This is a genomic window from Nocardioides malaquae, assembly GCF_015070385.1.
Classification (GTDB): domain Bacteria; phylum Actinomycetota; class Actinomycetes; order Propionibacteriales; family Nocardioidaceae; genus Nocardioides; species Nocardioides malaquae.
In genome coordinates this window covers 23,543-38,333 of record NZ_JADCSA010000010.1, presented here as the reverse complement: position 1 = coordinate 38,333, position 14,791 = coordinate 23,543, and the positions used below count along the sequence as shown (strand labels likewise).

At 71.4% G+C, this 14,791-nt stretch carries 12 protein-coding genes; 5 read left to right on the top strand and 7 right to left on the bottom strand.

Annotated features, from left to right (window positions below; translation table 11 throughout):
* Positions 1 to 90 precede the first annotated feature (90 nt).
* The 4 genes from IEQ44_RS11065 (at position 91) to IEQ44_RS11050 (ending at position 7,096) form a co-directional block, all read left to right on the top strand.
* Positions 91 to 3,573, top strand: a complete 3,483-nt coding sequence (locus IEQ44_RS11065) for a bifunctional proline dehydrogenase/L-glutamate gamma-semialdehyde dehydrogenase (RefSeq protein WP_193638527.1) — start codon at positions 91 to 93, stop codon at positions 3,571 to 3,573.
* Positions 3,574 to 3,623: 50 nt separating this feature from the next.
* Positions 3,624 to 5,555, top strand: a complete 1,932-nt coding sequence (locus IEQ44_RS11060; RefSeq protein WP_319804621.1) for a heavy metal translocating P-type ATPase — start codon at positions 3,624 to 3,626, stop codon at positions 5,553 to 5,555.
* A gap of 47 nt (positions 5,556 to 5,602) precedes the next feature.
* Entirely contained in the window at positions 5,603 to 6,592 is a 990-nt protein-coding gene (locus IEQ44_RS11055) for a hypothetical protein (protein WP_193638526.1), read from the top strand.
* 108 nt (positions 6,593 to 6,700) lie between these two features.
* Positions 6,701 to 7,096: a CBS domain-containing protein gene (locus IEQ44_RS11050; protein ID WP_193638525.1), complete on the top strand. Its 396-nt coding sequence runs from the start codon at positions 6,701 to 6,703 to the stop codon at positions 7,094 to 7,096.
* On the opposite strand, the gene IEQ44_RS11045 is transcribed toward IEQ44_RS11050, so the two are convergent.
* Positions 7,097 to 9,082 carry a heavy metal translocating P-type ATPase gene (locus IEQ44_RS11045; RefSeq protein WP_193638524.1) on the bottom strand — a complete coding sequence of 662 codons (1,986 nt, stop codon included), beginning with the start codon at positions 9,080 to 9,082 and terminating at the stop codon, positions 7,097 to 7,099.
* A gap of 92 nt (positions 9,083 to 9,174) precedes the next feature.
* On the bottom strand, positions 9,175 to 9,414 hold the full coding sequence (locus IEQ44_RS11040) for a heavy-metal-associated domain-containing protein (RefSeq protein WP_193638523.1): 240 nt from the start codon (positions 9,412 to 9,414) through the stop codon (positions 9,175 to 9,177).
* Positions 9,415 to 9,579: 165 nt separating this feature from the next.
* On the opposite strand from IEQ44_RS11040, the gene IEQ44_RS11035 reads away from it, so the two are divergent.
* Positions 9,580 to 10,359: a Crp/Fnr family transcriptional regulator gene (locus IEQ44_RS11035; RefSeq protein ID WP_193638522.1), complete on the top strand. Its 780-nt coding sequence runs from the start codon at positions 9,580 to 9,582 to the stop codon at positions 10,357 to 10,359.
* A gap of 10 nt (positions 10,360 to 10,369) precedes the next feature.
* Here IEQ44_RS11035 and IEQ44_RS11030 read toward each other — a convergent pair whose 3' ends face one another.
* The 5 genes from IEQ44_RS11030 to IEQ44_RS17935 all read right to left on the bottom strand — a co-directional run bounded on the left by IEQ44_RS11030 (position 10,370) and on the right by IEQ44_RS17935 (position 14,788).
* Positions 10,370 to 11,173 (bottom strand): hypothetical protein, encoded by an 804-nt coding sequence (locus IEQ44_RS11030; protein ID WP_193638521.1) that lies wholly within the window; start codon positions 11,171 to 11,173, stop codon positions 10,370 to 10,372.
* Between the two features lie 5 nt (positions 11,174 to 11,178).
* The gene (locus tag IEQ44_RS11025; RefSeq protein ID WP_227487327.1) at positions 11,179 to 11,493 is read right to left on the bottom strand and encodes a hypothetical protein; all 315 of its coding nucleotides are present in this window, start codon (positions 11,491 to 11,493) and stop codon (positions 11,179 to 11,181) included.
* Complete coding sequence (locus IEQ44_RS11020; protein ID WP_227487326.1) at positions 11,490 to 12,743, bottom strand: hypothetical protein; 1,254 nt, start codon at positions 12,741 to 12,743, stop codon at positions 11,490 to 11,492. Before IEQ44_RS11020 ends, IEQ44_RS11025 begins: the two co-directional genes overlap by 4 nt.
* Before the next feature lie 25 nt (positions 12,744 to 12,768).
* On the bottom strand, positions 12,769 to 13,989 hold the full coding sequence (locus tag IEQ44_RS11015; RefSeq protein WP_193638520.1) for an SHOCT domain-containing protein: 1,221 nt from the start codon (positions 13,987 to 13,989) through the stop codon (positions 12,769 to 12,771).
* 121 nt (positions 13,990 to 14,110) lie between these two features.
* Positions 14,111 to 14,788 carry a ComEA family DNA-binding protein gene (locus IEQ44_RS17935; protein WP_193638519.1) on the bottom strand — a complete coding sequence of 226 codons (678 nt, stop codon included), beginning with the start codon at positions 14,786 to 14,788 and terminating at the stop codon, positions 14,111 to 14,113.
* Between the last annotated feature and the right edge of the window lie 3 nt (positions 14,789 to 14,791).

Below are 14,791 nucleotides of genomic sequence, written 5' to 3'. Positions count from 1 at the left end.
GAATCGCCCTTCCGTCCTGGTGTGTGACGCGTGACACTCGAGGGAAAGCGTGAGCGATCCGGATGCCCACGAGGAGAGGACGCAAGCAGCGTGGACGACGAGCTCCGACAACTCGCCCCCGAGGCAATCGCCCTGGTGCGGAAATGGTTGGACGTGAGCCGCGGCGAACCGGTCGATCCCGCGGCACAGCGCCTGGCCGACGTGCTCAAGGACCCCCACGGACTCGCCTTCACCGTCGGCTTCGTCGACGGAGTCATCCGGCCTGAGGATGCGGTCGCCGCTGCTCGCAACCTCGCCACACTCGTCCCGCTCACCCCCCGATTCCTGCCCCGGCCGCTGCGCACCGCTGTGCGGGCCGGCGCCGTGGTTGGCCGGGTCCTGCCGTGGGTCGTCGTCCCTGCCGCCCGGCTGGCGCTGCGTCGCATGGTGCGCCACCTCGTCATCGACGCCTCCGACCGCCGGCTCGCCTCGGCGATCCGTCGGATCAGGGCCGGGCAGCCCGGGGTCCGCCTCAACGTCAACCTGCTCGGCGAGGCGATCCTGGGGGAGCAGGAGGCGGCTCGGCGCATGGCTGGCACCCGGCGCCTCCTGGCTCGCGACGACGTCGACTACGTCTCGATCAAGGTCTCCTCGACGGTCGCCCCCCACAGCCCGTGGTCCTTCGACCAGGCGGTCGCCGACGCGGTCGAGGCCCTCCTGCCGCTTTATCGCGAGGCGCAGGGTGCGCCTGGCGGCGCCAAGTTCATCAACCTCGACATGGAGGAGTATAAGGACCTCGACCTCACCCTCGCCGTCTTCCGCACCCTCCTCGACCGCCCGGAGCTCCGTGACCTCGAGGCCGGCATCGTGCTGCAGGCCTACCTGCCCGACGCGTACGCCGTCATGGTCGAGCTGCAGGAGTGGGCGGCCGCACGCGTTGCTGCCGGGGGAGCGCCGATCAAGGTCCGGGTGGTGAAGGGCGCCAACCTGCCGATGGAGAGGGTTGACGCCGAGCTGCACGGCTGGCCACTCGCCACCTGGGCCACCAAGCAGGAGACCGATGCCTCCTACAAGGCCGTCCTCGACTACGCGCTGCGACCCGAGCACACGCACGCGGTGCGCGTCGGGGTCGCCGGACACAACCTCTTCGACGTCGCGCTGGCGTGGCTCCTGGCCCAGCGCCGCGGCTGCGCCGAGGGTGTCGACGTCGAGATGCTGCTCGGCATGGCGACGGCGCAGGCAGCGGCCGTACGCCAGGACGTCGGTTCGCTCCTGCTCTACACGCCGGTGGTGCACCCACGCGAGTTCGACGTCGCCATCGCCTACCTGGTCCGACGCCTCGAGGAGGGAGCGTCCCAGGACAACTTCATGTCCGCGGTCTTCGACCTTGACCACTCGCAGGAACTGTTCGAGCGCGAGCGCGACCGGTTCCTCGCCTCCCTCGACCTGGTGCCCGACTCGCCCCCGCCACCGCACCGCACGCAGGACCGCACGCAGGCCTCAACGCCCGCGCGACGCGACACGTTCGTCAACACGCCGGACACCGACACCTCCGTTGCGGCCAACCGGGCGTGGGGAGCCGACATCCGCGCCCGGATGGCCGACTCCGACCTGGGGGTGCGCACCGCCGAGGAGGGTGTCGTCACCACCGCCGAGGAGCTCGACGCCGTGATGACCCGCGCCGTGGCGGCCGGGCAGGTGTGGCGCGACCTCGGTGCCGACCGTCGCGCCGAGATCCTGCACGCCGCCGGCGACGCCCTCCAGTCCCGTCGCGCCGAGCTGCTCGAGGTGATGGGATCGGAGTGCGGCAAGGTGCTCGAGCAGGGTGACCCCGAGGTCAGCGAGGCCGTCGACTTCGCGCACTACTACGCCGAGGCCGGCCGGCAGCTCGAGACGGTCGAGGGAGCGGACTTCGTGCCCGCCCGGCTCACGGTGGTGACTCCGCCCTGGAATTTTCCGGTCGCCATCCCCGCCGGCTCCACCCTCTCTGCTCTGGCGGCTGGATCGCCCGTCGTCATTAAGCCCGCCGGGCCGGCGAGGCGCAGCGGTGCCGTGATGGTCGAGGCGTTGTGGGCCGCGCTCGACGACGCCGGGGTGACTCGCGACGTCCTGCAGTACGTCCAGGTCAGCGAGCGCGACCTCGGGTCCCAGCTCATCGCCCATCCCAGTGTCGACCGCGTCATCCTCACCGGCGCCTACGAGACCGCCGAGCTCTTCCGTTCCATGCGACGCGACCTGCCGCTGCTCGCCGAGACCAGCGGCAAGAACGCGATCGTCGTGACGCCCAGCGCCGACCTCGACCTGGCCGCGAAGGACGTCGCCCTCTCCGCCTTCGGCCACGCCGGGCAGAAGTGCTCCGCCGCGTCCCTGGTCGTGCTCGTCGGCACGGTGGCCACCTCGGAGCGCTTCCGCCGGCAGCTGGTCGACGCCGTCTCCTCGATGACGGTCGGTCGCCCGTGGGAGGAGACCGCCCAGGTCGGGCCGCTCATCGGGCCCGCGGAAGGCAAGCTGCTGCGGGCGCTCACCACTCTCGGGCCGGGGGAGAGGTGGGTGTTGGAGCCGCGGCGCCTCGACCCCTCCGGTGACCTGTGGAGCCCCGGCGTGCGCGAGGGCGTACGCCCCGGGTCGGAGTTCCACCGGGTCGAGTACTTCGGGCCCGTGCTCGGCATCATGACCGCCGAGACCCTCGACGAGGCCATCGACCTCGTCAACCAGGTCGACTTCGGCCTCACCTCCGGACTGCACTCCCTCGACGACGACGAGATCGCCACCTGGCTGGCGCGCGTCGAGGCCGGCAACCTCTACGTCAACCGCGGCATCACCGGTGCCATCGTGCAGCGCCAGCCCTTCGGCGGCTGGAAGCGGTCGTCCGTGGGCCCGGGCGCCAAGGCCGGTGGACCCCACTACCTCGTCGGTCTGGGGTCGTGGGCCGACCGCCCGGTCGAGGCGCAGGAACCCACGGACCCGGTGAGCCGTACGGCGCTTGTCGCCGCCCGGGCGGCGGGCGCCAGTGAGGCAGACCTGGGCTGGCTGGCCGGGGCGCTGCACACCGACGTGGTGGCGTGGGCCGAGGAGTTCGGCGTCGTACGCGACCGCACCGGCCTGACGGCCGAGCACAACGCGCTGCGTCACCACCCGGTGCCCGTCACGCTGCGCTTCGAGGGCACCCGGGTCGTCGAGCTCGTACGCCTCGTGGCCGCTGGCGCACGGGCCGGGTCGCCGATGACGGTGAGCGTGGCCGCGGCGCTGCCCGCCTCCGTGCAGGCACACCTGCGTGCGGTGGGTGCCGACCTCCGCCACGACGACCGGGAGGGGTGGCGGGCGTGCGCCCGCGAGCTGGCCGAGCAGGGTGGTCGCATCCGTCTCGTCGCGGATTCCGCCGACCGGGCAGAGCTGGCAGCCGATCTGGCCGAGGCGACCGACGGGTCACCGGCCCTGGCTGTCTTCGCCGGTGAGGTCGTCTCTGCGGGCCGGGTCGAGCTGCTGACCTTCCTGCGTGAGCAGGCCGTCTCGATCACCGCCCACCGCTTCGGCACGCCCCGCACCCACCCGATTCCTCCGGCCGTGCCTCACGTGGCCGTCCGTCGCCGGTAGCGTCAGCCACGGCGTGGCGAGCGACCACGTCAGTCGTGAGGAGTGCCCCCGTGCCAGGAGCGTACGTACGTGGCTACGGCATCAATGCGGCCACCGGCCGGCGGGGCCGGGGCGTGCCTGAGGTCTCTGCTGCCTACCGGTTCCAGCGGGCACTGACAATCCTCGCGGTCCTGGGCCTGGTGGCCGGGGTCGCGCTGTGGGCCCTCGGCCAACCGACCGCCCTGGCTGCGGTCGCCGTCGTCGTCCTCGGCGTGGTGATCGTCGCGACCGCCGTCGACATGGTCCGCGACCTCATGTCGGGCCACTGGGGCCTGGACATCCTGGCGCTGGTCGCCATGGGCGCGACGCTGGCGGTCGAGGAGTACGTCGCGGGGCTGATCATCGCGGTCATGCTCACCGGGGGCGAGGCGTTGGAGGCCTGGGCCGGGCGCCGCGCCAGCCGGGCGCTGGACACCCTGCTCAACCGGGCGCCGGTCTTCGCGCAACGCATCGACCCCGGCACCGGCCACGTCGTGCAGGTCCCGGTGGCGGAGGTGGAGGTCGGCGACGAGCTGCTGGTGCGCTCCTCGGAGATCCTGCCCGTCGACGGTGTGCTGCTCTCGCCTCGCGCCTCGATCGACGAGTCGTCGGTCACCGGCGAACCGCTGCCGGTTTCGTACGCCGCTGGTGCCGCTCTGCTGTCGGGCACCACGAACGGCACCGAGACCTTCACGATGAGGGCCACGCGGACCGCGCAGGAGTCGCAGTACGCGACGATCGTGCAGCTGGTCGAGGAGGCCGTGGGGTCCCGGGCGCCGATGATCCGGTTGGCCGACCGCTACGCCGTCCCCTTCACCGCGGTGTCGTTGGCCATCGCCGGGCTGGCCTGGTGGCTCAGCGGCGACCCGGTGCGGTTCGCCGAGGTGCTCGTCGTCGCCACTCCCTGCCCGCTGCTCATCGCGGCGCCGATCGCCTTCCTCGGCGGCATGAGCTCGGCGGCCCGGATCAACGTCATCATCAAGGAGGGCGGCACCCTCGAGACCCTGTCGCGGGTGCGGTCGGCAGCCTTCGACAAGACGGGCACCCTGACCCAGGGCAAGCCTGTCGTCGCCACGGTCCACCCCGGGGCGTGCTCGGAAGAGGAGACGCTGCTGCTGGCCGCCGCCGCGGAGCAGCACTCGGTGCACGTCTTCGCCCAACCGATCATCGACGCGGTCCGGCGGGCGGGGCAGGAGCTGCCGCACGTCGCCTCGGCCGAGGAGGTCGCCACCAACGGCGTACGCGCCACCCTGACCGACGGCAGGCAGGTCCGCGTCGGCAAGCCCGCCTTCGTCGAGGAGGTCGTGGGACGGGTGGAGCGGCCCACGCTCACCGCGGGGGAGACGGCCGTCTACGTCGCCCTCGACGACCAGCTCGCGGGTGTGGTCGTGCTGTCGGACCCGGTGCGCCCGCACGCAGCGCAGACGGTGGCGCGGATGCGTACGGCCGGGGTCACCCAGTTCGTGCTCGTCACCGGTGACGTCACCTCGACGGCCGATTCGGTGGCCGGCGAGGTGGGCATCGCTGGGGGCTCCGACAGCGTGCACGCCGAGACCACGCCGCAGGGCAAGGTCGAGATCGTGCGTGCGTTGCGTCCGCGTCCGGTGTTGATGGTCGGTGACGGGATCAACGACGCGCCGGTGCTCGCCGCTGCCGATGTCGGGATCGCTCTGGCGGGGCGTGGCGCGACGGCGGCCAGTGAGTCGGCCTCTGCCGTCGTCACCTCCGACGACGTGGGGCGGGTGGCCGACGTGATGGAGGTGTCGCGCCGCACCGTGTCGATCGCCCTGCAGTCGATCTGGCTGGGCATCGTGATCTCGATCGGACTCATGCTCGTGGCGGCCTTCGGCCACCTGCCGGCGGTGGCGGGAGCGCTGCTGCAGGAGGTCGTCGACCTGGTGGCCATCGCCTCGGCGTTGCGAGCGCTGGCGCTGCACCGGCGGTTCAGCCGCGAGCGAGCCTGAGTAGGCGAGCCCATGACAGCGGAGCACGCATCCTCCACGCTGGGGCGATGAAGACCTCACGCCTGTTCGTCGGACCTGTCGGACTCGGCGCCCTGGCGGCCGTGCTGGTGGGGTGCGCCGGCGCCGACCACTCGGCCGACGCCGATCGGCTGCGCAGCGACCTGGCGGCGCTGCCCGGCGTGGCGCAGGTCAAGCTCGACTACGCCGGTCCGATCGTGCTGGATTCGGCGAAGGTCGCGATCGAGGTCGAGATGACGGAAGAGGCCGAGACGTCCGACGCCGTCGCGGTGGTCGTGCGGGCCTACGAGGCGTTCTCCAGCACCCATGACCAGGAGGAGGGAGACGTGACCGTCCGCCTCGGTGACGACGTCGTCCACCTGCGCAGCTTCAAGCCGGACGCGGAGGTCACTGCGGTCGAGGAGGCCCTGGACCGGGCCGCAGAGGTCTTGCCGGAGGGGGTCGTGAGCGCTGATGTCAACACCCAGGACGTCACCAACTGGCCCCACGTCGAGACCACCTTCACGGTGACCCCGATGCCCGCGCGCCCCGGCGACGGGGCCGAGCGGGTGCTGGAGACGTTGACGCGTCTCGAGCAGGAGCACGGCGACATCGAGAGGGCCGGATGGCGGGTCGAGACGCGTCGTGCGCCCCGGTGGTCGTTGGGCGCCACCACCGGCTTCCCGGGGCCGAAGGACCGCCGGCTCTTCCGCCAGCTGGGCGACTCCGCAGCGCCGGGGGCGGGAGTCCAGGTCATCGAGGACTTCGTCGCGGTGGAGCTGCCCCGCGGCACTGACCCCCAGCGTGCCTCGGCGATGGCCGAGCAGCACCTCGCGCTGCTGGGCGGTGCGAGGAAGGCCTTCTACGACGTCAACGGCCGCCGCAGTTACCACGCGATGATGTCCGCCGGTGACTGCTACTTCTCGACCAGCGCCGTGGGGCGCCGTCTCCTCGACGACTTCGGGCAGCAGTGCCGCGAGGTGAACGACGACGCCGACCCCGGCGACACCGACCCCGGCGACACCGACGAGGCCGGCTGACGCTTGCTCGGAGGGGCTCCTCCGGGTCGCCGAGGTCACAGTCGGAACGAGCGACTTACCGAGGTCGCGGTGGGACGATGAAGGCACGACTCAAGGAGGTCGAACGCCATGTCTGCATCAGACGTCACGGTCAAGTCCCTCATGAAGTGGCCGGTGGCCGTGGTCGCCGAGTCCACGTCCCTGCGGCAGGTCGCCGAGGCGCTCGTCGCCGACGAAGTGGGTGCGCTCGCGGTCATGGAGGGCAGTCACCTCATCGGAGTGATCGCGGAGCGCGACGTGGTCCGCCAGGTCGCCGCCGGCGCGGACCCCGAGCACAAGCGTGCCGGCGACATGATGAGCACGCAGCCCGTCACGGTCACCCCCGAGGACACCGTGGAGCACGCCGCCGCGCTGATGCGCGAAGCCGCGGTGCGCCACCTGCCGGTGGTCGACCGGGCCGAGGTCGTCGGGTTCGTCTCGATCCGCGACGTCCTCGAGGCCCAGGCCGAGTCCACCTGCTGCTGATCAGCGCACCGGCTCCAGCGTCAGCTCGGCGGCCTCACCCACGGGTGCGGTCGTCGGGCGCGCGGGGCGTCGGCGGCGCAGGAGCCGCATCGCGTTGGCGATCACCAGCAGCACCGACGCCTCGTGCACCAGCATCCCGATCGCCATGGTGACGCCTCCGGCGAAGACCCCGGCGACCAGCGCCACCACGGTGACCAGGGCGATGGCGATGTTCTGACGCATCACCGCCACGGTCGACCGGGAGAGGTCGATGGCCTGCGGCAGTGCGAGCAGGTCGTCGCGCATGAGCGCGATGTCGGCGGTCTCGATGGCGACACCGGTGCCGGCGACACCCATCGACACCCCGATGTCGGCGGCGGCCAGGGCGGGGGCGTCGTTGACGCCGTCGCCGACCATGGCCACGGTGTGACCCTCGGCCTGCAGCTGGCGCACGACGGTGAGCTTGTCCTCGGGCAGCAGGTTGGCGCGTACGTCGTCGAGGCCGACGGCGGCTGCCACGGCGTCGGCGACCAGCTGGGTGTCGCCGGTGAGCATGACGACCTTGTCCACCCCGGCGGCGTGCAGCCGACTGACCATCTCGGCTGCGTCATCGCGCAACCGGTCGGCGACGGCCACGACACCGATCACGCGGCCGTCCAGGGCGACGACCATGGGCGTACGCCCCTGGGCGGCGAGCCGGTCGGCCTCGGCGCCAGCGCCCGCGTCGTCGGTGACGCCTGCGGCGGCGAGCAGCGGCAGGTTGCCGACGGCGACGCGGTGACCGTCGACGACGGCGACGATGCCCTTGCCGACGACCGGTTCGGTGGTCTCGGGCAGCCCGGCGACGTCCAGGCCCTCGGCGCGGGCGGCCTCGATGATCGGGCGGGCGAGGGGGTGCTCGGAGCCGGCTTCGGCGCGGGCAGCCCACCGCAGGACGTCGGCGCGGCCCAGCGCAGGATCCAGCACGCTCACGTCGGTCAGCTGAGGTGCGCCCTCGGTGAGGGTGCCGGTCTTGTCGAGCGCGACGGCGCTGATCTTGGCGCTGGTCTCGAGGTGTTCGCCGCCCTTGACGAGGATGCCGTCCTTGGCGCCGCGGCCGATGCCGGCGACCAGGGCGACGGGGATGGAGATCACCAGTGCACCGGGGCAGCCGATGACCAGCAGGGTCAGGGCGAGCACGACGTCACCGGTGACCAGACCGGTGACCAGGGCCAGGGCCATGACGCCGGGGGTGTACCAGGCGGAGAACTTCTCCAGGAACGACTGCGTCCTGGCCTTGGCGTCCTGGGCCTCCTCGACGCGGTGGATGATCCGGGCCAACGTGGTGTCCGCACCGATCCCGGTGGCGCGCACCTGCAGGAATCCGCCGGCGGAGATGGTGCCGGCGAACACCTGGTCGCCGGCCGACTTCTCGACCGGGATCGACTCTCCGGTCACCGATGCCTGGTCGAGTGCACCGGTGCCGTCGACGACGACGCCGTCGACGGGCACCTTGGCGCCGTTCTTGACGAGCACGATCTCGTCGGGGGTGACCTGGGCGGCCGGCACCTCGACCTGGTGGCCGTCGCGCATCACGACGGCCACGTCGGGGGCGACCGCGACCAGCTCGGCCAGCGCCGACCGGGTGCGGTCCATGGTGCGGGCCTCGAGGGCGTGGCCCACGGCAAAGAGGAAGGTGACCGCCGCGGCCTCCCAGTACTCACCGATCACGATGGCGCCGGAGGCGGCGATGGACACCAGGAGGTCGATGGAGATGTTCTTGACCTGCAGGGCCCGCACGGCGCTGAGGAGGATGGGCACTCCTGCCACGACGGCCGCGACGACCATGAGCAGGTCGGAGGCCATCAGGGCGGTGGAGGCCTCGGAGGGGAGGCCGACCTCGGCGTGCCCGCCCGAGAACGGGTTGACGCCTTGGGCGAAGGAGAGGGCGGCCGCGACGGCAATGAGCAGTCCGGCCACGGCCGGGGTGGACCACGGGCCGCGCAGCCAGTGGGTGAGGGGATTCATGGTGACGCCTTTCGAGGGGTGGTGAAGACGCTCAGGGATGGACTCGGGCCTGGAGACTCGGTGGACGAGTCGGAGCCCGCTCAGAAGGCAGCTCAGAAGGCGGAGGGTGCGGCCTTGTAGCCGGCCTTGGCGATCGCGGCGACGATGGCGTCGGTGCTGGCGCGCGAGGGGTCGTGGTCGACCTCGACGCGTCCGGAGGCGAACTTGACGCTGACCGCCTCGACGCCGTCGAGCCGGCCGACCTGCTTCTCGATCTTGCCGACGCAGGAGGGGCAGGAGAAGCCCTCGGCGCGGAAGACGGTGTGCACGGAGCTGGAGCTGGTGGTGTTCATGATGACCTTCCTTCGGGTGGTTTCTGAGGGGGTCTCCCTCAGTGCTTCCAACGTAGGAAGATCCGGCGTCCGGTCACATGACGGCCGTCAATCAACGGTCATGAGTTTTCTGTGGGGTTAGGGTCGGGCGGACGGAGCCGAGAAGGGGCCGAGAAGGAGGCGTGGATGGTGTCGCAGCGCGCGGAGGTGTCCTCCCCGAGCGCCGGTCACCGGCGCTCGATCCCGCTCGAGGAGATCACCCTCCCGCACGAGTGTCCGCGCCCGGTGCGGCTGCACGTGTTGTCCCGGGCGCCCTACTTTGTCGACCTCACCGAGCCGGAGCTCGACGCCGTCGACGCGTTGATGCGTACGTCCACCTACGCGGAGGGCGAGACGATCTTCCTGGCAGGCGACGTGGCTGATGCGTTGTACGTCGTCGCGGAGGGCCGCGTGAAGGTGTCGCAGTCCACGGCGGACGGCACGGAGACGGTCACCGACATCCTGGTGCCCGGCGAGGTGTGCGGCGCCGTGGGCGCGTCGGGGGAGCCGGAGCACCGGCAGAGCGCCACCGCGCTGGTCAACAGCTGTGTGCTGCGGATCGGGCAGGCCGACTTCCGCAAGGTGCTGGCCCGCGACGCCCGGGTCGGGTTGCGAGTGCTGGACGACGTGGCGGACCGGTTGGCGCGGGCGCAGGCCGACGTGGGGGAGACCACCGAGACCGTGGCGCAACGGGTCGCCTCGGTGCTGCTGCGTCTCGCGGACAAGCTCGGCAAGGACCGTGGCGCCGACGGCATCCTGCTGGAGGTGCCGCTGTCTCGGGCTGACCTGGCCGGGTTGGCGCGGTCGACACCGGAGTCGGTGTCGCGGGTGATGAGTCGGTGGAAGCGTGCGGGGATCGTCGACTCGGGGCGCCGGTGGACGGCCCTGCTGGATCGCGATGCCTTGGAGCAGGAGGCCTGGAGCTGACGGTTGGGCGTCAGCCCAACCGAGGTGGCTCCATGCCGCGGGTGATCTCTCGGGTCGCGTGCAGCGCGTCGTCGAGGGCGGCGGGGTCACCGTCGGGCGCCATCTGCAAGTCGCCGGCGTCGAGGTGACGTTGGGTCGCGGCCTCGAGCTCACGCTCGGCCTCGGCCAGCGCGACGGCCTTGGCAGCGGTCCGGTAGACCCACTGGCGTGAGGCGGCGTGCTCCTCGGTGTCGCGGTGGCCGGGTCGCGCCTCGGCGCGGGCCAACGTCATCACCAGCGCCTGCATCCGGGCCTCGTTGATGCTCAGCGCGGCTCGGGCCTGCGAGGCGTGGTCGAGCGCCTCGAGCTCGGTGCGTACCCGGACCCAGTCGCCCCAGGCGTCGGCGAGCCCCCCGCTGAGTGAGAGGTGGCGCTCCTCGGTGAGGCGGGAGAGCAGGCGTGAGTCGTGCGCGGCGAGGCCGAGGAGGGGCAGCACCAGTGCGGCGACGGTCAACTGGGCCGCCATCGGGTTGACGGCGATGGCGAGCAGGACGACCGCGGGGATCAGCAGCACGGCCAGGGCGAGCCGCCGGTTGACCTCCCGGTGACGCGCCTGCAGCGCCTCGTAGCGCGCCGGGGTCACCGACGGGTGGGGGAGGGCGACCTCCTTGCGCCGTGACTGCTGGTAGCGGCGTAGCGCCGCCTCCTCCGGCGTCGCGGGCACCCCGAGGCCGCGGGTCTGCTGCAGCCAGGCCCGCAGCTCCGCCGAGTCGCGCACCCACTTCTCCACGCGTCGCCCGAAGGCGGTCACCTGGGGGTGGTGCTCGGCTGCCATGCGTTTCAGTGTAGGCGCTGCACCCTCTTGCGGTGCTTGGTGACGTTGTTGCCCTTGACCTCGCTGCGGTCAGTGCCCTTGACGGTGTCGATCTTGCGGCCCTGACCGGTGACGGGCTGGGCCTTGATCAGCGTCTCCTTCTCGAAGGAGTGGGACTTGTCGGTGTTGCGGTAGTAGCGGAAGAGGCCCCAGTAGACCGCGCCGGCGCCAACCGGCCCGGCCAGCAGCAGCGCCCACGGACTGTCGGAGTCGGTCGACAGGGGGAGCAGGTGCGTCATCAGCGTGAGAGCGGTGTCGATCGTCAGCGGTGTCATGGTCACGAGACCCCCAGGATGGCCAGCGCGATGCCCTCGAGCACCGTGCCGGTGGTGAGTGCCGCGAGAGCGAGGCGCGGGTGCGAGACCGGGACGCTGCCCATCGTCTCCCCGGTACGCCCGTTGACGGCGATGTAGTGGACCATCGCCTTGCCCGCGCTCTGGTGGTAGTAGGAGTAGAGCCAGACCGGCAGGTACATCGAGACCCACCGGGTGCCGTGCACCTCCAGCCGCTCGGACTCCCAGCGCACGCCACGGTCGTACCGCTTGGTCGAAGCCTGCACCTCGGAACGCGTGATCGACATCAGCTGGTGCTCGAGAGCCGGCACCAGGGCGGAGACGTCGCTGTCGCGGCGCTCCGAGGTGTAGCCCACGAGGTAGTGGGCGTTCCACTGCACCGCGTTCTTCGTATCGAAGGGCAGGATCGTGTTGATCACGTTGTTGGTGTTGACGAAGGCGTTCATGGAGGCCCGCTCGCTGGAGGACTCCAAGGTCAGGTCGTCGACGGTGAAGTCGACGCGGCGCTCGACCCGATACACGTCGGCGTCGTAGACCGTCCGTTTGTTGTCGCCCGAGCCGCGGGTGTAGCGCCGGGTTTCGATCTCGCCGACGCCCTGCACGGAACCGCTGGCACGGCTGTCGACCACCATGTAGGGCAGGTAGACGCCGACGACGTTCTCCGGGGTGAACTCCTTGACGAAGCGGCGGTGGGCGAACAACCGCCGCTTGCCCGCGAACTCCTTGATGTGGGCCACGGCCTGGTCGCGGGTGACGCTGAAGGGCAGCACCGCGTCGGGCACGGCACCGTTGGGCACCTGCTCGTTGACGGTGAGGACGTGGCGGCACCAGTGGCAGCGCGACGAGGTCGCCTCGGCGACGTTGACCACCACGTCGGAGCCGCACCCGGAGCACTTCAAGGTGAGCATGCCGGCGTCGGCGGTGATGTCGGAGGCACCCGAGGAGATCACCGTGCCGGTGAGGTCGTCGAGAGCGACGTCGCCGGAGACGGTCGGCTCGATGGCCGCTTCGGCCCACTCGTGGCGGCAGAAGAGGCAGATCAACTTGGCGGTCGAGACCCGCAGTTGGATCTCGGTCGAGCCGCACTTGGGGCAACGGTTGACGCCGTCGTCGAGGCGCTCGTTCTGGGTGTCGATGACGGGGTCAGCCGCAGGGGCCTGCTCCCCGACCTGCAGGCCGGGGGCCTGCGGGTCGGGGGAGCGGAGGGGCTCCTGGGGTGCCGCCGGGGTCTCACTCATGGTGTCTCTCCCGTCAGCTGGCGGGTCAGAGACCCAGGGCCTTGGCCTTGGCCGCGTCGTAGTCCTCCTGGGTGATGAGACCGGCGTCGAGCATCTTCTTCGCCTTGGTCAGCATCTCCATCGGGTCCTCGGCCGCAGCAGCGGCCGGGGCGGCGGCAGCCGGGGCTGCAGGGGCCGGCTGCTGGGGAGCCTGCTGCGGCGTCGCCTGGCCGCCGACACCCGGCACGGGCTGCTGGAGGCCACCGATGCCGGCGCCGCCAGCGGCCATGCCCATGCCGATCAGGCCACCCGGTCCGGCGTTCTCTCCGGCCGACTCGAAGCCCGCAGCCACCGAGGCCTGCAGGTTGGAGTTGCCACGGGCACCGGAGAGCGCGTCGGCGCGCTGGACGTTGCGGAGCAGCTCACGGGAGTTCTCGTCGTACTCGATTGCGACGAGAGCGACCTTGACGATCTCCAGGCCACGGCCCGAGGACCACTGGTAGTTCTCCTCGACGGCCGCCGAGAGGCTCTGGGCGAAGCCGACGGAGTCCTGCTGGATCTTGGTGATCCGGTTTCCCTTGGCGGGGTCGTTGGTGTACATCGAGAAGGCCGGCGCGAGCGAGCCGACGACCTCGTTGAAGAGCTGGGAGGCGGCGTCGTTGTCGACGTCGGTGAAGTCGAAGACCTTGCCCGGCTCCAGGTAGGTGGCCGGCACGAACGCCTTGATGAAGAGAATCGGGTCGGCGATGTGCAGCGTGTAGGTGCCGCGGGTGACCGCGCCGACCTGGGCGTTCATGTAGGCGTCGTCCCAGTAGATCTCCGACTGGGTGCCGAAGCGGTTGTTGGGCAGCTCCTTGAGTGCCACGAAGTAGGCGCGCTGCTGCGAGCTGGGGCGGCCGCCGAACTTGAAGCGCTCCCACGAGGTGGTGACGGTGGGGCTGACGATGCCGTTGCCGGCGAAGATCGACTGCGAGTCCTGCGCCTCGGTGTTCCACTCGTAGGCGCCGGCCTCGGCGGCGAAACCGGTGATCGCGCCCTCCTGCATCAGGACCAGGCCGTAGCCCTCCGGCACGACGATCTTGCTGCCGTTGGTGATGACGCCCTCGGAGCCCTTGGAGTTGGAGCCCCGCCCGGCGTTGGTGCCCTGCGGCACGGCCGAGAACAGCGCCGCCGTGGGGGAGAGGCCGCTCGGGACCGTGTAGAAGTCCTTCCACTGGTCGGCCAGAGTGCCCCCGACGGAGCCGATCGCTGCCTGAATGAGTCCCATGACGTGCTCCCCATGTGTCCGGCTGTCACCGTGACTGACTTCACGGTGGACTGACGAGGCACACCCTAGCGGCACTCCACCGGCGGTGGGGCTGGGTACGGATGCTCATTCCTGCCGTGGGTCACAGCAGGACGATGCGGTCGTCGATGCGCTGGAAGGTGTCGAGGTCGAGGCCCGCCAGGGTCATCAGGTCGTCGAGGTGCTGGAAGCGACCCAGGCCCTCCCGCGCCTGCACGACCTGCGCGGCGAGCTCGGGGGAGAGCCCCAGGGCGGCGACGAGGGTCGCGGCCGGCACGTGGTTGACGTCGACGAGACCGCCGTCGTCGAAGTGGCGCGACAGGTCCGGGCGGCCGATGCGCAGCTCGCGGGCCATGTCGGGGTCGCGGTGCACGATCGCGAGGGCCTCGGCGCGCTTCTGCCGCGCGACCTGCACGCCGGCAATGGCGGCCGCGTTGGGGTCGTACGCCTGACGCACCCCCACCGGCGGCGGTGAGGCGGGCAGCGGCCCCGGGCCCCAGTCGACCTCGGGTGCTTTGACGACCGCGTAGACGGTGGATGCGAGGGCGCCCAGCAGGTAGAGGGCGGAGGCGAGGTAGGCCGCCGGGCTGTCGGACTCCGACTCGGGCAGGAGGCCCAGCACGGTGAAGGCCACGATCCAGGAGGCGGCGGAGCCGGCGAACCACGCCCACGCCTGGCGGCTGCCCGTCTTCACCGCGATGGCGAAGGGGCCTGCGGGCGCGAGGCATCCGCAGGTGAGGACCGGTAGGAGCCAGAGCCACACGGGAGTTCGGGAGCGCACGAT